Source organism: Flavobacterium sp. ov086 (assembly GCF_900187965.1).
Classification (GTDB): domain Bacteria; phylum Bacteroidota; class Bacteroidia; order Flavobacteriales; family Flavobacteriaceae; genus Flavobacterium.
This window is the reverse complement of the sequence record NZ_FZNL01000016.1, coordinates 40,957-62,202: the sequence shown is the minus strand read 5'-3', so window position 1 is coordinate 62,202 and position 21,246 is coordinate 40,957. Positions and strand designations below refer to the sequence as shown.

The 21,246-nt window shown below is 34.5% G+C and carries 15 protein-coding genes; 11 read left to right on the top strand and 4 right to left on the bottom strand.

What is annotated here, in order from left to right:
• Nucleotides 1-15: 15 nt before the first annotated feature.
• The 8 genes from porU to CHB81_RS16995 all read left to right on the top strand — a co-directional run bounded on the left by porU (nucleotide 16) and on the right by CHB81_RS16995 (nucleotide 12,424).
• The gene (gene porU / locus CHB81_RS17030; RefSeq protein ID WP_089353048.1) at nucleotides 16-3,852 is read left to right on the top strand and encodes a type IX secretion system sortase PorU; all 3,837 of its coding nucleotides are present in this window, start codon (nucleotides 16-18) and stop codon (nucleotides 3,850-3,852) included.
• Between the two features lie 38 nt (nucleotides 3,853-3,890).
• Nucleotides 3,891-5,099 (top strand): type IX secretion system outer membrane channel protein PorV, encoded by a 1,209-nt coding sequence (gene porV, locus CHB81_RS17025; RefSeq protein WP_089353047.1) that lies wholly within the window; start codon nucleotides 3,891-3,893, stop codon nucleotides 5,097-5,099.
• A 79-nt stretch (nucleotides 5,100-5,178) separates the two neighbouring features.
• Nucleotides 5,179-5,661, top strand: coding sequence for a cytidine deaminase (gene cdd, locus CHB81_RS17020; RefSeq protein WP_089353046.1), 483 nt, complete (start codon nucleotides 5,179-5,181; stop codon nucleotides 5,659-5,661).
• 158 nt (nucleotides 5,662-5,819) lie between these two features.
• Nucleotides 5,820-6,818 (top strand): pyruvate dehydrogenase (acetyl-transferring) E1 component subunit alpha, encoded by a 999-nt coding sequence (gene pdhA / locus CHB81_RS17015; protein ID WP_026983801.1) that lies wholly within the window; start codon nucleotides 5,820-5,822, stop codon nucleotides 6,816-6,818.
• A gap of 6 nt (nucleotides 6,819-6,824) precedes the next feature.
• A complete protein-coding gene (locus tag CHB81_RS17010) occupies nucleotides 6,825-8,471 on the top strand; it encodes a pyruvate dehydrogenase complex dihydrolipoamide acetyltransferase (protein ID WP_089353045.1) in 1,647 nt (548 codons plus the stop codon).
• 137 nt (nucleotides 8,472-8,608) lie between these two features.
• On the top strand, nucleotides 8,609-10,459 hold the full coding sequence (locus tag CHB81_RS17005) for a hydrolase/aminopeptidase (RefSeq protein ID WP_089353044.1): 1,851 nt from the start codon (nucleotides 8,609-8,611) through the stop codon (nucleotides 10,457-10,459).
• Between the two features lie 457 nt (nucleotides 10,460-10,916).
• On the top strand, nucleotides 10,917-11,468 hold the full coding sequence (locus CHB81_RS17000) for a carboxymuconolactone decarboxylase family protein (RefSeq protein WP_089353043.1): 552 nt from the start codon (nucleotides 10,917-10,919) through the stop codon (nucleotides 11,466-11,468).
• A gap of 77 nt (nucleotides 11,469-11,545) precedes the next feature.
• Nucleotides 11,546-12,424, top strand: coding sequence for a helix-turn-helix domain-containing protein (locus CHB81_RS16995; RefSeq protein WP_089353042.1), 879 nt, complete (start codon nucleotides 11,546-11,548; stop codon nucleotides 12,422-12,424).
• Here CHB81_RS16995 and CHB81_RS16990 read toward each other — a convergent pair.
• Nucleotides 12,421-13,665 carry a glycosyltransferase gene (locus tag CHB81_RS16990; protein WP_089353130.1) on the bottom strand — a complete coding sequence of 415 codons (1,245 nt, stop codon included), beginning with the start codon at nucleotides 13,663-13,665 and terminating at the stop codon, nucleotides 12,421-12,423. The genes CHB81_RS16995 and CHB81_RS16990 overlap by 4 nt on opposite strands.
• A gap of 114 nt (nucleotides 13,666-13,779) precedes the next feature.
• Here CHB81_RS16990 and CHB81_RS16985 point away from each other — a divergent pair, with 114 nt between their 5' ends.
• Both CHB81_RS16985 and CHB81_RS16980 read left to right on the top strand, forming a co-directional pair.
• Nucleotides 13,780-14,361 carry a tRNA-(ms[2]io[6]A)-hydroxylase gene (locus tag CHB81_RS16985; protein ID WP_035685975.1) on the top strand — a complete coding sequence of 194 codons (582 nt, stop codon included), beginning with the start codon at nucleotides 13,780-13,782 and terminating at the stop codon, nucleotides 14,359-14,361.
• A 53-nt stretch (nucleotides 14,362-14,414) separates the two neighbouring features.
• Complete coding sequence (locus CHB81_RS16980; RefSeq protein ID WP_089353041.1) at nucleotides 14,415-17,171, top strand: AsmA-like C-terminal region-containing protein; 2,757 nt, start codon at nucleotides 14,415-14,417, stop codon at nucleotides 17,169-17,171.
• Nucleotides 17,172-17,427: 256 nt separating this feature from the next.
• Here the strand turns inward: CHB81_RS16980 and CHB81_RS16975 are convergent, their stop codons facing one another.
• The 3 genes from CHB81_RS16975 to rplU all read right to left on the bottom strand — a co-directional run bounded on the left by CHB81_RS16975 (nucleotide 17,428) and on the right by rplU (nucleotide 19,649).
• A complete protein-coding gene (locus tag CHB81_RS16975) occupies nucleotides 17,428-18,711 on the bottom strand; it encodes a hypothetical protein (RefSeq protein WP_254921149.1) in 1,284 nt (427 codons plus the stop codon).
• 215 nt (nucleotides 18,712-18,926) lie between these two features.
• On the bottom strand, nucleotides 18,927-19,187 hold the full coding sequence (gene rpmA / locus CHB81_RS16970; RefSeq protein ID WP_017497241.1) for a 50S ribosomal protein L27: 261 nt from the start codon (nucleotides 19,185-19,187) through the stop codon (nucleotides 18,927-18,929).
• 24 nt (nucleotides 19,188-19,211) lie between these two features.
• Complete coding sequence (gene rplU / locus CHB81_RS16965) at nucleotides 19,212-19,649, bottom strand: 50S ribosomal protein L21 (RefSeq protein ID WP_089353040.1); 438 nt, start codon at nucleotides 19,647-19,649, stop codon at nucleotides 19,212-19,214.
• Between the two features lie 272 nt (nucleotides 19,650-19,921).
• Here rplU and CHB81_RS16960 point away from each other — a divergent pair, with 272 nt between their 5' ends.
• The gene (locus CHB81_RS16960) at nucleotides 19,922-21,244 is read left to right on the top strand and encodes a pitrilysin family protein (RefSeq protein WP_089353039.1); all 1,323 of its coding nucleotides are present in this window, start codon (nucleotides 19,922-19,924) and stop codon (nucleotides 21,242-21,244) included.
• Nucleotides 21,245-21,246 lie beyond the last annotated feature (2 nt).

Here is a 21,246-nt window from a genome sequence, read left to right as displayed (position 1 = left end):
CCGTCTTTCCAACTGATGAAACAAGCCTTAATCTTATACCTTTTTTTAATTCCATTTATCTCATTTTCCCAGATAAATGGCAGCTTAACACTAGATTGGAAAAATAAAAAAGAGATAAGTTTCGGTGAATCAAAAACAACAATTCCGTACTTTTCAGGAAACAGTTTTCGTTATAACACTACAAAAAAAAACATAACATTATTACTTAACCTGAACGAAACAGGTGCTTCAGCCGCCAATTCAGTACAAATCTCAAATGTTATCTACGAATCAATCTCAATCGCAGACTTAGGAGATTTATCAAAAGAAAACATCCCTGAAAAGCCAAATGAAACCTTAAAAACAACTATTTCAAGAGACAAAACACAAGCTTTCCTTTCTCTTTCTCCTATTATAAAGGAAGGAAACAGTTATAAACGAATCAAATCATTCACTTACTCTTCCGGTAATATAGCATCAAAAAGAACCAATACATCCTCTTTTCGAAAATCCGCTTCAATCTACAATTCGGTTTTAACAAGTGGAGATTGGTATCGTTTCTACGTAGAAAAATCAGGCGTTTACAGAATCTCAAAGTCTTTTTTACAAAGTTTAGGATTTGACCCAAGTAAAGTAGACCCAAGAAGAATTAAAATTTATGGAAATGGAGGAAGAATGCTTCCACTAGCCAATAACGTTTATTATCCGGACGACTTGATCGAAAATGCCATCCAGATACCAGGAGAAAGCGACGGAACATTCAACAATGAAGATTATATTCTTTTTTATGCTGAAGGAGTTAACAACTGGAGCTCAGAAAGCCAAACCAATCTGAATCTATACGACACAAAATCGTACTATTATATAACAGCTACCGGAGGTGACGGAAAAAGAATTTCACCACTAAACCAACCAACAGCAGGCAGCACTCTTGAACTGAACACGTTTGATGACTATCAATACCACGAAATCGACCAAACAAATATTGTACATCTGGGACGCCGCTGGCTTGGAGAATCATTCGATATTAATCAGGAACAGGAATTCGAATTCAACTTCCAAAATCTTGAAACCTCCGTTCCTGTAAAAATACAGCTCAATGCAGCCGCAGCCGCCTACACTCCTACTTCATTTGCCGTTTCTGCCAATGGACAAAATATTGGCACACTAAACTTTAAAGCTTTAACTGCCAGTTCTGCTACAAAATACGACACTTTACTTTCTCCGTTTAAAAATACATTTACCGGAACCGATAATATAAAAATCAAACTTGTTTATAACAATAATGGCGTTCCCGGATCTAAAGGATATCTGGACTATATTAATTTAATAACCAAAAGAAAACTAATAGGCACTGGAAAACAATTTAAATTTCAGTATGATTTAGCCGGTTCTACTCCGGGAGTTGTAAATTACACTATTGGAAACGCTCAGGGCATTTCTCAAATTTGGGACATTACAGACCTATATAATGTATTAAAAATTGAAAACCCAAATCAGACCTCTTTTAGCTTCAAAGCAAATTTGGGAGAAATTAGAAAATACATTGCCATTGACGCTGCCGATTATTTTACTCCTTTAAAAGAAAGTCAGTCAAAAATCGCCAATCAAAACCTAAAAGGAACCTTATTTAAAAATACCCAGAATAATTTTCAGGATATCGATTATGTAATTATCACTCCAAAATTTTTAGTTTCTCAAGCAGAAAAACTAGCCAGTTTTCACCGGACTTATTCTAATTTAAACGTAAAAGTAATTGCATTAGAAAACATCTATCAGGAATTTTCATCAGGGAAACAAGATATTGCAGCCATTAGAAATTGCATTAGATACATTTATGAAAATGCCTCATCAACCGAAAAAAAGGTAAAATTTTTAAATTTATTCGGAGATGCTTCCTTCGATTATAAAAGCAGAACTCTAAACAACAATAATATTGTACCTATATATCATGCTTTATGCAGTAACACTGTTGGGGAAGAATCTTTTGCCTCAGATGATTTTTATGCACGCATGGATCCCGACGAAGGAAATGATAATTCTTCTTTTGGAGGAATTGACATTGCAGTTGGAAGAATGTTGGTTTCTGACAATGCACAGGCGTCAGAAATGATCAATAAAGTTATAGAATATCATGATGGAAAGTCCTACGGAAATTGGAGAAATAACCTTGTTTTGCTAAGCGATGATTCTGACCAGAATTCAGACTCCTCATTACAAGCGCGTCAAAACACATTAGCAGATCGCATTGCAACTGAAAAGCCGTTTTTTAATGTTAGTAAAATTCTTTTAGATTCCTATACACAAGAAGCATCCGCCGGAGGTTCGAGATATCCGAAAGCAAGATCAGATTTTTTTAATGCCTTTGAAAAAGGCGCCTTAGTTTTTAATTATTTAGGACATGGTGGAGAAGACGGTTTGGCAAGCGAAAGAATTTGGGAAAAATCAGACGGACAAAATTTAAGCAATCAATACAAATACCCATTATTCATTACCATTACCTGTGAATTTTCAAGATTCGACGACCCTACAAGACCAACTGCAGGAGAATATGTCTATTGGAATCCTAAAGGCGGAGCAATTTCTTTACTAACAACAATTCGCGAAATCGGACAACCTACTGCAGAAAACTTTAACGATATTCTGAATAAAAACTTATTTTCTTACGGCTCAAATCAATACGCTGCCATTTCAGAAGTACTTAGAAACTCCAAAAACGAAAGCCCAAGTTCAGCAAGCAACGTTATTTTTTATATTGGAGATCCGGCTTTAATGCTGGCAATCGCAAAACCGAAAATAAATTTAACAAAAGTAAATGATGTTGTGATTTCTCAGACAATTCCCGACTTTAAATCTTTGGCAAAAATCAAAATCACAGGAGAAATTACAGATGAAAACAATGTGCTTTTAAGTAATTATAACGGCGAATTAGCAACTGCGATTTTCGATAAACTACTCACAAATTCCACCTTAAATAATGATGGATATAGCCCTGCAATGTCATTTAAAACCCTTGGAGAAACTATATTCAGAGGAAATGCATCTGTAACAAATGGTCAGTTCGAATTTAGCTTTGTTGTACCACGAGACATTCGAATTCCGGTAGACAATGGACGCATTAGCTTTTATTCGAAGAAAAATGGAACATTAGAAAATCAATCAGGCTACAACAGCATTATTAAAATAGGAGGAATAAATGAAAATGCACCTCAGGACAATATTAGTCCAAAAGTTAAGTTATATATGAACGATGAAACTTTTGTACCAGGTGGAATCACAAACGAATCGCCTTTTTTATTGGCGTTTCTTGAAGATGAGAACGGAATAAATACAGCAAGCGGAATTGGACATGATATTGTCGCAATTTTAGATGGAGATGTAAGCAATCCGTATATTTTGAATGATTACTATCAAACAAAATTAGACGATTATACTAATGGAAATTTACGTTTTCCGTTAAGAAATTTAGCTCCGGGATTACACACCATAAGCTTTACCGCATGGGATGTTTATAATAATCCGGTGACAAGTGAAATACAATTCACAGTAGTTGGAGACGATTCTTTAACCTTAACACACGTTCTTAATTACCCAAATCCTTTTTCGACTTATACCCAGTTTTGGTTTTCCCATAACAGACCCTACGAGCCTCTGGAAGTACAGGTTCAGGTGATGACTATTACAGGAAAAGTAGTGTGGACAAAAAACCAAATAGTCACAACAGAAGGCTTCTTGTCAAGAGAAATAACATGGGACGGAAGAGATGATTTTGGAGATCGAATAGGAAAAGGAGTTTATATCTATAAACTTACAGTTAAATCTAATTTAACAAATAAAAAAGCAGAAAAATACGAAAAGCTTGTCATTCTATAATAATATATATATTTGCAATAAAACTACATTAATCCCAAATGAAAAAAATATCACTTTTATTAACTTGTTTTTTAATTATTTCATACGCTAAAGCCCAGGAACTTGTTAGACCCATCACTACAGGAGTCCCATTTTTATTAGTTGCAGCAGATGCCAGAGCAGCAGGTTTAGCAGATCAGGGAGTAGCCACTTCTTCTGACGTTTTCTCTCAACAATGGAATCCTGCAAAGTATGCTTTTGCAGTCGACAAGCAGGGATTTTCACTTAGCTACACTCCTTATTTAACAGATCTTGCCAATGATATTTCTCTTGGTCAGGTAACGTACTACAACAAAATCAATGAGCGAAGTGCCTTTGCAGGAACTTTTCGTTATTTTGGTTTTGGAGATATCGAACTAAGAACAACCGGAGATCCAAGCGAGCCAACAAGAACTGTATCACCAAATGAGTTTGCCTTAGACGGATCTTACTCCTTAAAACTGAGTGAAACATTCTCTATGGCAGTTGCAGCACGTTTCATTAATTCAAATCTAAAAATCGCATCTGAAGAAGTTGACGCATCATCTGCAAGTACTTTTGCAGTAGATATCGCCGGATTTTATCAATCTGAAGAAATTGCTTACTCTGACTTTAACGGAAGATGGAGAGCGGGTTTCAACATGCAAAATTTAGGTCAGAAAATAAGCTACGATAATGACGATCTAAGCACAAACTTTTTACCGGCTAACTTAAGAGTTGGAGGAGGTTTTGATTTTATTTTTGATGATTATAACAAATTTGCACTTAGTGTGGAATTCACCAAACTTCTTGTACCAACTCCTCCGGGACCAGGAACTCCATATGACGCAAATGGAGATGGAGACTTTACAGATCCGGGAGACATTTCTCAACAACAGGCAAATTCAATAAACTACAAAAACTACAACGACATTGGTTGGGTTTCGGGAATTTTCAAATCATTTGGAGATGCTCCGGGTGGTTTTAGCGAAGAATTAAAAGAAATCACCTATAGTGTTGCCGGAGAATATACCTATCAGGATGCTTTTGCAATGCGTTTAGGATATTATCATGAAAGCCCTGAAAAAGGAGCAAAAAGATTCTTCTCTCTAGGAGCAGGTTTCAAATACAATGTTGTAAAAGTTGACGTCTCTTATTTATTTTCAGCATCAAAAGTTAAAAATCCGTTAGAAAATACACTTCGTTTTTCTTTAACGTTTAACTTTGGCGACAAATATGAAGTTTACTAGATCCTAAAAATTAAAAAAATAATAACAATCCAAATTTCTATCTATTTAGAAATTTGGATTTTTTTTCCCATAAAAAGAAATGAAAGAAATAAGCGTTACATCATCATTTAAAGTTTTTGACAGCATAAATGAACTATCAAAAGACACACAAGACCTAATGACCGAAGCTATCGAAATCCGTAAAAAAGCTTACGCACCCTACTCACAATTTAGAGTTGGCGCCGCTTTATTACTCGATAACGGAAAAATAGTTCTGGGATCAAATCAGGAAAACGCAGCTTATCCATCAGGATTATGTGCAGAACGTGTTGCTATTTTTCACGCCGGAAGTATTTATCCGGAAGCAAAAATTTTAAAAATGGCTATCACGGCAGCTTCAGATACAAATCAAACTAAAGCGCCAATTCCGCCGTGTGGCTCTTGTCGTCAATCAATTGCAGAATACGAAATAAAACAAGATACCCCTATTGAAATCTTTTTTATGGGAGAAATTGGAGAAGTTTACCAATCAGCATCCCTAAAAAATTTACTTCCTTTTATGTTTGATAAAAAGTTCTTGTAAAAAAAAGCCAAAAAGTAGCTTTTAAATTTTACTTCTTAATAGGAATGTCTTATTTTTGCATCCCGACCTTTCGGGCGCAAATTTGTGGGAGGAAACTATTTTGCGTTATAGGCAACAATTGATAACACAAACAAACTTTAGCAAAAGAAAGAATTCAGATGAAAGAAGTTACAAAAGAAGTATATTTAAAGTGGTACGAAGACATGCTACTTTGGAGAAAGTTTGAAGACAAACTTGCAGCATTATACATTCAACAAAAAGTTAGAGGTTTTCTACACTTATATAATGGTCAGGAAGCTGTACTAGCGGGCGCTTTGCACGCTATGGACCTGACCAAAGACAAAATGATTACTGCTTACAGAAACCACGTACAGCCAATTGGTATGGGAGTTGATCCTAGACGTGTAATGGCTGAACTTTTAGGAAAAGCAACTGGAACTTCTAAAGGTATGGGAGGTTCTATGCACATTTTCTCTAAAGAACACCGTTTTTACGGAGGTCACGGAATCGTAGGTGGACAAATTCCGGTAGGAGCTGGTTTAGCTTTTGCTGATAAATATTTTGAAACTGGCGGAGTTACTATGACTTATTTTGGTGATGGAGCTGCAAGACAAGGTTCATTACACGAAGCTTTCAACATGGCAATGTTATGGAAACTTCCAGTTGTATTTATCGTTGAAAACAACGGTTATGCAATGGGAACTTCTGTAGAAAGAACTGCAAACCACACTGATATCTGGAAACTTGGTTTAGGATACGAAATGCCTTGCGGCCCAGTTGACGGAATGAATCCTGTAAAAGTTGCTGAAGCAATGACAGAAGCTATTGACAGAGCTCGTCGTGGTGACGGACCAACTTTCCTTGAAATGAAAACGTACCGTTACAGAGGACACTCAATGTCTGATGCACAATTATACCGTTCTAAAGAAGAGGTTGAAGAATACAAAAAAATTGACCCTATTACTCAGGTTTTAGATGTAATTATGGATCAAAAATACGCTACAGAAGAAGAAATTGAAGCAATTGACCAAAGAGTTAAAGACTTGGTTGAAGAATGTGTGAAATTCGCTGAAGAATCTCCATATCCTGAATTACAACAATTATACGATGTAGTATACGCACAAGAAGACTATCCATTCACACCTCATAAACTATAATATATCATGGCGATAAAAGTAACAATGCCTCGCTTGAGCGATACTATGACGGAAGGAACGGTAGCGACTTGGTTAAAAAAAGTAGGCGACAAAATTAGCGAAGGAGATATCCTTGCTGAAATTGAAACAGATAAAGCAACAATGGAATTTGAGTCTTTCAACGAAGGAACTCTTTTACATATCGGAATTCAAGCTGGAGAAACTGCTCCTGTTGATTCATTATTAGCAATCATTGGTAACGAAGGAGAAGATATTTCTGCTCTTTTAGCTGGTGGTGCTGCTCCTGCCGCAGAAGCTCCTAAAGCGGAAGCTGCTCCGGCTGCGGAAGCAAAAACAGAAACAGCTGCTCCTGCAAAAGCTGCAACTGAATTACCAAAAGGTGTTATAGTAGTAACTATGCCACGTTTGAGTGATACAATGACTGAAGGAACTGTAGCAACCTGGTTGAAAAAAGTAGGTGATACTGTTGCTGAAGGAGATATTTTAGCAGAAATTGAAACTGACAAAGCGACTATGGAGTTTGAGTCTTTCAATGCCGGAACATTATTATACATTGGAATTCAAGAAGGAAATACTGCACCTGTTGATAGTTTACTAGCTATCATAGGACCTGCTGGAACTGACGTTTCTGGAATTTCTACAAATTATACTGCCGGAGGTACTGCAACTGCAAGTGCTCCTGCAACTGAAGAAAAAGCTGCTCCTGCTATTGAAAAAGCAACTGAAGCCGTAGCTGAAACTTCAAACGGAGGAAGAATTTTAGCTTCACCATTAGCTAAGAAAATCGCTTCTGATAAAGGAATCCAATTAACTCAGGTTAAAGGTTCTGGAGAAAACGGACGTATCGTAAAAAGCGATATCGAAAACTTTACTCCATCTGCACAAGCAGCACCTGCTGCAACTGCAACTTCTACCGCACCAAAAGCTGACACTGCTCCTGCTGCACCAAAAGTATTTGTTCCTGCCGGAGAAGTTTTCACCGAAGAGATCAAAAACTCTCAAATGCGTAAAATTATCGCAAAACGTCTTGCTGAATCATTATTTACTGCACCTCACTATAACTTAGTGATCGAAGTAAGCATGGATGATGCAATGGCTTCAAGAGCGACAATCAATACTGTTCCGGATACAAAAGTATCTTTTAACGATATGGTAATTAAAGCTTGTGCTTTAGCATTGAAAAAACATCCAAAAATTAACTCTCAATGGAAAGAGGATGCTATCATCATCAACCACCACGTTAATATTGGTGTTGCCGTAGCTGTTGAAGACGGATTAGTAGTACCTGTATTGAAATTTACTGATGCTATGAGTTTATCTCAAATTGGAGCTTCAGTAAGAGATCTTGCAGGAAGAGCTAAAAACAAAAAACTTGGACCACAAGAAATGGAAGGAAGTACTTTTACAGTATCTAACCTTGGAATGTTTGGTATTACTGAATTCAATTCAATTATCAACCAACCAAACTCTGCCATCCTTTCTGTAGGTGCAATTGTTGAGAAACCAGTAGTTAAAAACGGTCAGATTGTAGTTGGAAACACAATGATGTTATCATTAGCTTGTGACCACAGAACAATTGACGGTGCAACTGGCGCTCAATTCCTACAAACATTAAAACAATACATCGAAAGCCCAGTTACAATGTTGGCATAATTTTCATTGTCAGCCTGAGCGTCCCGATCCCGAAACTTCGGGACGGGAGAAGGTAATTCATAATAAAATCCCGTTTTGTTTATTCAAAACGGGATTTTTTGTTTAATTTTCATCCTTAAATTCAACATCTCTTAAAAATGAAAAAAATAATCCTTGTAACTTTATTCCTGATAGCGCTGGCGTGTCAGAAGAAAGACCAGACAGAAAAAACTACGACTGTCAAAGACGAGCACTCCTATTCTAAACCAGAATTGGCCGTTGTTAAACATTTAGATCTTGACATTAAAGTCGATTTTGACACCCAAACCATTTCAGGAAAAGCTTCCTGGTTGATTGACAATATCAGTAAAGGAAATGAAATTATCTTCGACGAAAATACCTTAAACATTACTAAAGTAACTTTAGGTGACGACGAAAAAGAAACTAAATTTGAACTTGGTGCAGCCGCTGAATTTCACGGAAAACCTCTTAAAATTACTATTGAACCAAATACTACAAAAGTAAACATCTACTATAGCACCACTAAAGATGCTGTTGCATTACAATGGCTAACTCCGGAGCAAACCGCAGACAAAAAGAAACCTTTTGTTTTTTCTCAAGGAGAAAGTATTTGGTCACGTACCTGGATTCCTTGTCAGGATTCACCAGGAATTCGTTTTACTTATAATGCAAAAGTTACAGTTCCTAAAGATTTATTGGCTGTAATGAGCGCATCGGTAAATCCGCAACAAAAAAATGATACTGGCGTTTATACTTTTAAGCAAGACAAAGCAATTCCTTCTTATTTAATGGCAATTGCCGTTGGAGATATCGAATTTAAAGCCATAGATAACAGAACCGGAGTTTATGCAGAACCTTCTTTAATTAAAAAAGCAGCTTGGGAATTTGCTGAATTAGGAAAAATGGTTGTTGCTGCCGAAAAACTTTACGGACCATACCGTTGGGGACGTTATGATGTATTGGTCTTACCTCCAAGTTTCCCTTATGGCGGAATGGAAAACCCAAATTTAACTTTCCTTACTCCTGGCGTTATTGCCGGAGATCGTTCTTTAACGAGTTTATTAGCGCATGAATTAGGTCATAGCTGGAGCGGAAACTTAGTTACAAACGCAACTTGGGATGATATCTGGCTTAACGAAGGTTTCACAACTTATGTAGAACACAGAATTGGTGAAGAAATTTTCGGGAAAGAAGAAGCCGAAATGCAAGATGTTCTAACCCGCAAAGACCTAGACGATAATATTGCTGAATATGGAGCAACAAGTCCAGATACAAGATTAAAAGTTAGCCTTACAGGAAGAAATCCTGATGATGGAATTAGTCAAATTCCGTATGTAAAAGGATATAACTTCCTTAAAGTAATTGAACAAGCTGTTGGACGCGAAAAATTCGATCCATTCATTAAAAATTATTTTGATGCACACGCCTTTCAATCTATTACAACAGAGGATTTTGTAAAATATATCAACGATAATCTTATTAAAGGAGATAAAACTCTTGCTGATAAAATCAAACTGGAAGATTGGATTTACAAACCGGGAGTCCCATCAAATATCACTTCAGTTCATTCTGATGATTTTACCGCTATTGATAACATTCAAAAAGAATGGAGAAAAACAGGCGTAAAAGGATTGAGTCAAAAAATAAAATCGACTACAGAAAAACAACATTTTATTGATTATTTACCTGCTGATATAACTGCTGAAGAAATGGCTGCAATTGATGCCGAATTCAGTTTTACTAAAAACGGAAACTTCGTAATCAAACGTCAATGGTTTGTTCAGGCAATTCGTCACGAATACAAAACGGCTTATCCTGCAATAGAACAATTCATGATCGCAACCAGCAGAACCGGATCTTTAATGACTCTTTATAAAGAACTTGTTAAAACTCCAGAAGGAAAAACCTGGGCGAAACAAATTTTTGATAAAGCAAAATCAGGTTATCACGCGACAACCGTTCAAGCTGTTGGAGATTTATTGAAATAGTTTTCAGTCACAGTAAATAGTTTACAGTTTATATCCCCGATTATCCATATCGATAATTCGGGGATTTTTTTATCCCGTAGGGCAATGTCATTAAGTTAAGCTTTTAGAAAATAAAATTATTGCAAATCAAATCCGTTTTTATCAGCGTTTTTACGAAGTAAATCTGTTTTATCAGCGTCAAAATTAGACGCTGATTTTACTGATTCGCTAAAGCGAAAACGCTGATAAAAACGGATTTTTCTAATTACTTTCTTGATTGAACTATTAAGTAATTTTATAGATTTCCCCTTAACTTAATGACATTGCCCTACGGGATAAAACTATTCGATTTGATTTACAGTACGGGAAAATTATCCATTACATAGCGTAAATTCTCCATGTTCTAAAACTCGTGATCGTCGCACCTTTGTAATATCAAAAGACAACAAACAAAATCAACTTTAAAAAATTAAATAAGATGACACGATTAACAGCATTAAACCCAGAAGAAGTAACCGGAAAAACAAAAGATTTATTCAACGCTGTGCAAGCCAAACTAGGAGTTGTTCCGAACATGATGAGAACAATGGGAAATTCTCCTGCGGTATTAGAAGGATATTTAAATTTAAGCGGTGCTTTGAGCCACGGAAAATTAAGCGCAAGAACTGGCGAATTATTAGCCTTGACAATTTCAGAAAAAAACTCATGTGATTATTGTGTAGCCGCTCACACTTTTATTGGAGAAAAATTACTAAAAACTGATCCACAAGTTTTACAAGATGCAAGAACAGGAAACTCTGGTGACACAAAAACAGAAGCTATTCTTCAATTTGCTAAAACATTAGTAAGCAAAAACGGATTGGTAAGCAATGAAGATGTAAATGCAGTTAAAAATGCAGGAGTTTCAGATGCAGAATTAGCAGAAACTGTAGCGCATGTAGCCTTGAATGTTTTGACAAATTATTTCAACAATACTGCTAACACAGAAATTGATTTCCCGGCAGTTCCAAGTTTAGAACTTCAAAAGTAATTCAAACAAAAAACAAGGTATAAAGATAGTTGTGAATTTATTCATAACTATCTTTATATTATCAAAAAACAGTTATTATGAGCAATCAGAATGTTTTTACTTTAATAAATCCGCAAACTGGTAATCTGACTTTCAAACTACTTCCTTTTGGTGATAATAGCCACTTTGATCATTTGCAGCGCAATAATTTTTTCTCTTTAATTTGGGTTACCAAAGGAAGAGGAAAGGTAAAAGCTGATTTTTCCGAGCATCATTTTGAAGAAAACTCACTCCTCGCCTTTTCACCTTATCAGCCTTTTATGCTTTGCGTAAACGAGCCAATTGAAGGAATTGCGATTCACTTTCATCCGGATTTCTATTGCATACACATGTATCAAAAAGAGGTTTCCTGCAGCGGCGTTTTATTTAATAATGTATATCAGCCGCCATTTGTCAAAATTACCGATGAAGCATCAGCTACTTTCAAAATGGTTTTAGACCAGATGAAAATAGAAATTCAAAATACAAATCTTGCTCAATATGAATCGTTGGTTTCGTATTTAAAGATATTTTTGATTACAGCTTCGCGATTAAAAAATCAACAATTAGAAGAAATGAAATCGGTTCCAAATAGTAAAGAACCTTTTATACTTCAAAACCTAAAAGACGCAATCGAAGACAATTTCAAAACCAAACATTCTGCCGGAAACTATGCAGATCTATTGAATATTTCAGCGAAAGCCTTAGCCAAAATATCCAAAAATTACTTCAACAAAACCTTAACCGATTTAATCGCCGAAAGAATCATAATTGAAGCGAAAAGAGAATTATACATGACCAATAAAACGGTCAAAGAAATCGCTTATGAATTAGGTTATGATGATGAACATTATTTTAGCCGATTTTTTAAAACAAATGCCGATGTTTCGCCACAATTGTATCGCGAAACGGTAGGTTTTGGAAAAATGGAAGCTTAATTTTTATTTTTAGCTTCGATCCATTTTGCCATATATTTAGTGCTTTTTAAAGTATGATGCTGAAGCAAACTTCCCATAAAATTTTGCAAACGATGACTTTCTGAATCATTCACTAACGAATTTATCTTTGCTACTAAAGCTGTAGAATATTTACTTAGCTGATAACATTCATTAACAATTGCAACTCCGTTTTTTTGTGATTGTTTCCACAAACTTTCGTCCTGATACAACTCAACTGCTTTCTTGGCAAACGTCTCAATATCATCGGTAATAAAACCGTTCCAAGGCAAATCTGCATGCATTGCTTCAGAACCAATTGTAGAAGTCATACTTGGAGTTCCGCATTGCATCGCCTCTAATAATTTCCCTTTTAAACCTGCTCCAAAACGAATTGGCGCCAAAACTACTCTGGCATTTTTAACAACTTCATTTGCATCCGCCGCTCTTCCTTTAATGAAAAAACCATTTTTAGACTGATGCAATTGTAATACTTTCTGCGAAGGATAAGCACCATAAACTTCCAAAACTGCTTCGGGAAATTGCTGCCTGATTATAGGCCAAATTGTTTCTTTTAAATATTGAACAGTATTCCAATTGGGTTCATGAAGAAAATTCCCGATGAAAACAAAATTTTTACGCTCTTCAAACAATGGCAATTTCAGAAGATCTAATTCAGACATTTCATAAACCAAAAATGGCAAATAATACAATAGATCTGAATCGATTTTAAAAACCTCTTTTAAAATTTTCATTTCAAATTCCGAAATAATAAAAGACAAATCACATCTTAAAATACTGGCGATTTCTCGTTTTGCAACTTCTTCAGATAGCAAATCAATTAATTCGAAAGTTCTGTTTTCTTTAAAAGCTTTTTGTCTCGCCGTTCTTAAACAATGCAAATCCTCAGTATCCAACAAACGAATCGCTTTTGGACAATTTTCGGCAACGCGCCAGCCAAATTGCTCTTCAATCATGAAACGATCGAATAAAACAACATCCGGATTTAACCCTAAAATAAAAGTATCAAAACTGGAATTATTCAATTCAATTGATTTCTTTTCTATTCCAAATTCAGACAAATCAACCATAAAATCACTATCCATAGCCGGACTTGCAAATGTAATTTTAAATCCGTTTTGCTTAAATATGGAAATTAATTGCATCATTCTACCGCCAGCCGCAGACGAATTTGGTTCGGGCCAGACAAAACCAATAATTAACAGTTTTTTCGTTTGATTCATTTTCATTGTTTTCAATATACAAAATAATGCTTTTTTACGCTCATTTGCACGATATTTCCTGATTTTTGGTCAGAAAAATGACTAATTTTGCAGAATACAAATTTCTGATAAATTATGTTAGGATTAAAATTAGCGACAGACCCTCGTTGGGTAAATATTGTGGAGTCGAATATCGAAGAGATTTTAACAGATCACGCTTGGTGTGAGCAAAAAGCAGCTTCAAATGCAATAAGTTTAGTTACTTACAATTCTGAATTGGAAGAATTAGTAACTGAAATGCTTGTTATTGCCAGAGAAGAGCTAGAGCATTTGCAAATGGTGCATGACATTATCAAAAAAAGAGGTTTGACATTGGGGCGCGAAAGAAAAGATCATTATGTAAATGAACTTTTTAAATTCATGAAAAAAGACGGAAGCCGAAAAGATGCACTTTGCGATCGTTTATTGTTTTCGGCCATGATTGAAGCCAGAAGTTGTGAGCGTTTTAAAGTACTTTCAGAAAATATAAAAGACGAAGAATTAGCAAAATTCTATCGTGATTTAATGATTTCTGAAGCAGGACATTATACTACATTTTTAGGATTTGCAAGAAAATACACTGACAATATAGATATCGATAAACGCTGGAAGGAATGGATTGAATACGAAGGTTCTATTATTACTAATTACGGAAAAAGCGAAACCGTACACGGATAATACTCCTATTAAATTCAATTTCCATTTTTTACCTATAAATACCACAACTTGTTATGTCTACAAATAAAATAAAGTCTATTTTACTAAAAACGGCTAAATACCTGGGAATTACTTTTGTTGTTATTATAGGATTATTATTCCTTACTCCTATTATTTTTGCAGATACAATTAAGGAGCAAATTAAAAAAATTGCCAACGAGAAACTAAGTGCAGAATTGAATTATTCTGATGTTTCTGTTTCGTTTTTTCAGCATTTTCCTTCTCTGACTTTAACTTTAAGCGACTTAAACCTTAATGGATCAGCTCCGTATAAAAACGATAAATTCATCACAGCCAAAGAGATTTCTTTTGGAATAAATGTAGCAAGTTTAGTTTTTAGCAAAGAGGTAAAAATTGACCAGATTTATTTATCAGATTCGTTTATTAATGTAAAAGTAAATGAAAAAGGAGAAGCAAATTACAATATTTACAAATCATCATCACAAGCCGAAACTTCGAAAGACAGTTCTGAAACTGCCTTAAAACTGGAAAAAATTGAGATTCTAAACAGTAAAATAATTTACGATGACAAATCGACCAAAGTTCATTTTGACGCTTTTGGATTTGATTATTTAGGAAAAGGAGATTTGAATAAAGCTGTTTTTGACTTGTACTCAAAAGCTAAAATCGAAAAATTAAATATTGTCTACGAAGGCGAGCCTTATTTAATGAACAAGAAAGTCGATGCCGATTTGATTACCAAGGTAAACGTAAACTCGTTATCTTTCTTTTTCCAGCAAAATAACCTAAAAATCAATCAGCTTTTGGTTGATTTTAAAGGAAAATTCAACTTCTTGAAGGACGGCTACAATATGGATTTTGTTATAAAATCAGACAATAGCAACTTACACGACGTTTTTACGGCTCTTCCTCCAAAATACATTACCTGGCTTTCTAAAACTGAAATAAAAGGAAATACTAATTTGCTTTTTACTTTAAAAGGAGATTACATTGCGGCACAAAATATAGCTCCGGATCTTAATCTGGATGTAAAAATAGACAGTGGATTTGTCAACTATAATAAAAGTGCATTTCCAGTTTCGAATCTTAATTTAGAAGTTAAAACCAAAGTTCCGTCACTAAATCCGGATCTTCTTATTGTCGATGCTAAAAATCTATCTTTAAACATCAACAAAGATTATTTAAAGTCGAAGTTCTATGTTAAAGGCGCAAACACTCCTGACATCAATGCCGATTTTAAAGCTAATATTGATCTTGGGAAATTAATGCAGGCACTTGGAATTCCGAATATTGTTCTAAAAGGAAATTTAGCCGGAGATGTAAAAGCAAACGGAAAATTTGATCCAAAAAACAAACTTCTTCCAGTTACAAATGGAGTTATTAATCTGGAAAATGGCTATTTAAAAACTCCATATTATCCAAATCCGATCACAAATATTACGATAAAATCTAAAATTGAGAATCAAAAAGGAACTTTTGATGATTTAAAAGTAAGTATAAAACCAACTCAATTTACTTTTGAAGGAAAACCTGTTTTTGTAGAAGCAGATTTGAGTAATTTCAATGATTTGACGTACAACATCAAAGCAAAAGGAGAATTGGATGTCAATAAAATCTATAAAGTTTTCTCTCAAAAAGGACTTGATCTAGACGGTTTTGTAAAAGCCGATTTAGTCATGAAAGGAAAACAAAGTGATGCCGAAAAAGGAAATTATCGTAAACTTTACAACAAAGGAACACTTGAACTTCGAAACATTGGTATAGCATCTGAATATCTTCCTAAGAAATTCATCATTAAAGAAGGTATATTCAAAATCAATCAGGATAAAATGTCGTTCAATAACTTTTTGGCTGCATACGGTCAATCAGATTTCAGAATGAATGGTTATCTACAAAACGTTTTTAATTATGTAACCACAAATACGGGTGTTTTAAAAGGTTCTTTTAAAGTTACGTCGCGATATATTAATGCTGATGAGTTTATGTCGAGCACTCCGCCAAATACATCTGTTACAGAAAACAAAACAGAGACTCAACCACAAACTCAACCGGTACAAAAAGGAGTAATTATCATTCCAACCAATTTGAATTTAAAATTTACAGCAAATGCACAAAAAGTATATTTTGACAAACTAAACCTTCTAAATGCAGTTGGAAACCTAAGCATGAACAAAGGCAAATTAAGCATGCAAAACACAGGCTTCAATTTAATTGGCTGTGCAGTTTCTATGAATGCGAATTATCAGGCTGTAACTCCTAAAAAAGCAAATTTTGATTACGCTATTAAAGCTTCTGATTTTGATATCAAAAAAGCTTATAACGAGATTGATGTATTTAGAAAAATGGCTAGTGCTGCCGAAAAAGCCCAAGGAATCGTTTCTGTAGATTATCAATTAAAAGGTCGCTTAAATGCTAATATGGATCCCGTTTATCCATCACTTGTTGGCGGAGGAACACTTTCTATAAAAGATGTAAAAGTAAGAGGTTTAAAAATGTTTAATGCCGTAAGTAAAGCAACAAGTTCTGAATCAATGCAAAATCCGGATCTTTCTAAAGTTGATATTAAAACAACTATCAAAAACAATATAATGACCGTAGAGCGCTTTAAATTTAAGTTTGCAGGCTTCAGGCCAAGAATCGAAGGCACAACAAGCTTAGACGGAAAATTGAACTTAAAAATGCGTTTAGGCTTACCTCCTCTTGGAATCTTCGGAATCCCATTAACAGTTACTGGGACGCAAGACAATCCAAAAATAAAAGTGGGAAGAAAATCTAATGATTTAGAAGAAACAAAAGATACTGAAGAGTAAAAAATTTAAATTCCAAGCTTAGAAATTCCAAATTCCAATTTTGGATCGTGATTTTTTTTTACAACAAAACTTCTTAAACCTTTGTCAGAGTTAAAACTTTGACAAAGGTTTTTTCTTTATTTAAGATTCCAATCGCAATCTTGTCATTTCGACCGAAGGGAGAAATCACACTTGTTAACACACCGTTGAGAACATATTGTTATCTAATATTGAATACCATTTCTCCTTATCTCAAATAAACAAAACAAACCTTATATTAAACATACATTATCCCCGAAACATATAAAATACCTTTCGCCAATAACCATAATAAAACCGCCATTCCTAAAAATCCCCAAGTAGATGTTTTACTTCTTTTCCAGCTAATAAAAAAGGTTGGAATCTCCCAATATTTGATAATAATATAAATGCTTATTCCCACTAAAGAAGCCCAAATCATCTCACCAGAATGGATATAAAAACTATAAAACAATACTGCAACAAGAAAGAGAACGGTAATAAATTGCAAATAATAGTAATTCTTATAGTTGTGTTTGAAATTTTCTTTAAGCGACAATAGTAAGAACGAAATAATAAGTAAACTTGTCAAAGCAACTATTACATACGAAAAAAGCGAATTATTTATCCCTATAAATAAACCATTAATAATTAAGCCCAGAACAACACAAGCCGCCAGTGAATAAATACTTCTTTCGATAAAAGAATCTTTGTAAGGGATTAAAATTGGAGAAATATAACGCTCTAAACTACGCCAAACCGGCAAAGCACAAATAACCGCCATAGCAGAAACAACAATCTCATAATTATACAATGCATCACCAGGAATTTTATACAATACATACAGAAGAGCTATTGTAACAATAATCGCAGGAAGGCAGATTGTTTTAACCACTTCCCACTTATTGCTTCCCCAGAAAGTATTTCTTATTTCAAAAATATACTTCTTAACTAAATATTTCTGAGTGAAAATAGCCGTTGACTGACTCCATAACAAAAACAAACCTATATGAATTACTACAGTACGCAATGTCATTTCTTCTATATAACCTGCACAAACAACAAAAATAACTCCGAGAAAGAATAATTCGTAGGTTAATAAAATTGCCGAGAACAAAAGTCTGAATATTGGTGCAAATTGTTTGATTAGGACATCAATAAGCAAACTCCAATAATTGCGCAATAAACCAATTATAGCACATATTGCAATAAATGCAGCAAGATACAACATCCAATTGGTGAGCGATTGCGTCTGCATCCATAATTGAACTGCAGAATCTTTTACAGGAGTATAGACCACATGAGAGTTAAGATATATTTCATTCGCCAGTTGATCTCTTAGCGTGTCGCTAATTGCAGAAAACTGATTTTTATGTTGCTTCCAATATACATTAGCATCAGAACTACTATTTCGTAAAACAGCAAATTCATATAAAATCTTTTTTTGAGAATCGCTTAATGATGCAACTTGTTCAGTAGGATAAATTTCTTTTGCGAATAGGCTTGCACAAAAAAGAAATAAAAGGAAAACTATTTTTTTCAAGGTTTAAGTAGATTAATCTAATCAAAAATACAAATAATAAATCTACAACTATGGAACAAAAAAAAATGAATAAAGAGAAAATACATCCTTCTATAATAAATCAAGAAATTCTACCGTTTATTTAAATTATATAAGCCGATAATTAATTTCAATTTACAAAAAACAAAAAACCCGTTCGCCAAGGCGAACGGGTTTTTTAATAAGTAGTCTAATGATTATGCTTCGAATGGAAGGATAGATACATAAGATTTGTTATCTTTTTTCTTTTGGAACTTAACAACTCCAGCTACTCTTGCGTGTAGTGTGTGATCTTTACTGATGTAAACGTTCTCACCTGGATTATGTTTTGAACCTCTTTGTCTAACGATGATGTTCCCAGCAATAGCAGCTTGACCTCCAAAAATCTTAACGCCTAAACGTTTTGATTCTGATTCTCTACCATTCTTCGAACTACCGACACCTTTCTTGTGAGCCATGACGTATGAGTTTAAATATTGTTATTATTCTTTAGTAGCTTCTTTTTTTGCTTTTGGAGCTGCTTTTTTAGCTTTAGGAGCTTCTACTTCTTCAGTAGCTACTTCTTCTGCCACAACCGCTTTTTTAGCTGCTGCTTTTTTAGTTCCTCCTGCTGCAGTAATACCTTCAATTACAATTTGAGTAAGATATTGTCTGTGACCATTTCTCTTTTTGTATCCTTTTCTTCTTTTCTTTTTGAAAACGATAACTTTATCTCCTTTTAAGTGTTGTAACACTTTAGCTTCTACTGAAGCACCTTCTATAGCTGGGGCGCCTAAAGTTACATTTCCATTATCATCTAATAAAAGAACTTTGTCAAAAGAAATTTTTGAACCTTCTTCATTAGCCAAACGGTTAACATAAACCTTTAAGTCTTTGCTTACTTTGAATTGTTGCCCTGCTATCTCTACGATTGCATACATACCAAATTGATTTATTGATTTTTAAGGTTGCAAATATACAATTAAAAATTTACTGTGCAATCTCTTATTCCAAAAATATTTATTTAGCATTAAAGTCTGTTTTTCAAGGCATTTCACCCATTAAAAAAAGTCAATCAGATGTAAAATACTGTTAAAGTATCATCAAAATAGAGCCGAATCCCTAAATGATAATTAAAAAAAGTTATTTTTGATGTAACGATAATCAACTCTTTGCTACCTATTTATTAGGTAAATATAAATTATTAATCTTTATGAAAAATTCAATAATGATGTTAAGTGCAGCTCTTATGCTCGGCGGAGTAGCTCATGCTCAAAAGGTAGCTTTTGAAGAATACAATTTAGATAACGGTATGCATGTTATTTTGCATAATGATCCATCGGCTCCGGTTGTAATAACCTCTGTAATGTATCATGTAGGCTCAAAAGACGAGCGTCCTGACCGAACGGGTTTTGCACATTTCTTTGAACATTTATTATTTGAAGGAACACAAAACATAAAACGTGGTGAATGGATGAAAATCGTCACTGCAAATGGAGGTGTGAATAACGCCAACACAACCGATGACAGAACTTATTATTATGAAGTTTTTCCATCAAACAGCCTAGAACTGGGTTTATGGATGGAATCTGAAAGATTAATGCATCCTGTAATTAATAAAATAGGAGTTGACACGCAAAATGAAGTTGTAAAAGAAGAAAAAAGAATGCGTTACGACAACCAGCCTTACGGAAACATCCTTCCTGAGGTCAAAAAGAACATGTTCAAAAATCACCCTTATCGCTGGACAACTATTGGCTCTATGAAAGATTTGGATGCTGCAACCCTCGAAGAATTTCAAGCCTTTAATAAAAAATTCTATACTCCAAATAATGCTGTTTTAGTTGTTGCCGGAGATTTTGACAAAACCAAAACAAAAGAATGGATTCAGAAATATTTTGCAACAATCCCAAGAGGTGAAGATGTAAAAAAACAAACTTTTGTAGAAGAACCAATCAACCAAACTATAAAAGCGACTTACGAAGATCCGAATATTCAGATTCCGATGATTGTTGCTTCTTATAGAACACCTTCAATGAAAACAAGAGATGCAAGAGTTTTAGACTTAATCTCTTCTTATTTAAGTGATGGAAAAAGTTCAAAATTGTACAAAAAAATAGTTGATGACAAAAAAATGGCGCTTCAAATTGGAGCTGTTGGTTTTAGTCAGGAAGATTACGGAATGTACATTTTATATGGTCTGCCAATGGCGCCAAATACTACAGCCGATATCCTGAAAGAAATGGATGAGGAAATCGTAAAAATCCAAACCGATTTAATTTCGGAGAAAGATTACCAAAAATTACAAAATAAATTCGATAATAATTTTGTGAATGCGAATGCCAGCGTAGAGGGAATTGCAGAAAACCTGGCTTCTTATTACCTTCTTTATGGAGATGTAAACTTGATTAACACTGAGATCGATCTTTACCACTCTATTACAAGAGAAGAAATTAGAGAAGTTGCTAAAAAGTACTTAAACCCGAACCAACGTTTAATCTTAGATTACATTCCTTCAACCAAAGCTCAAAACTAAGT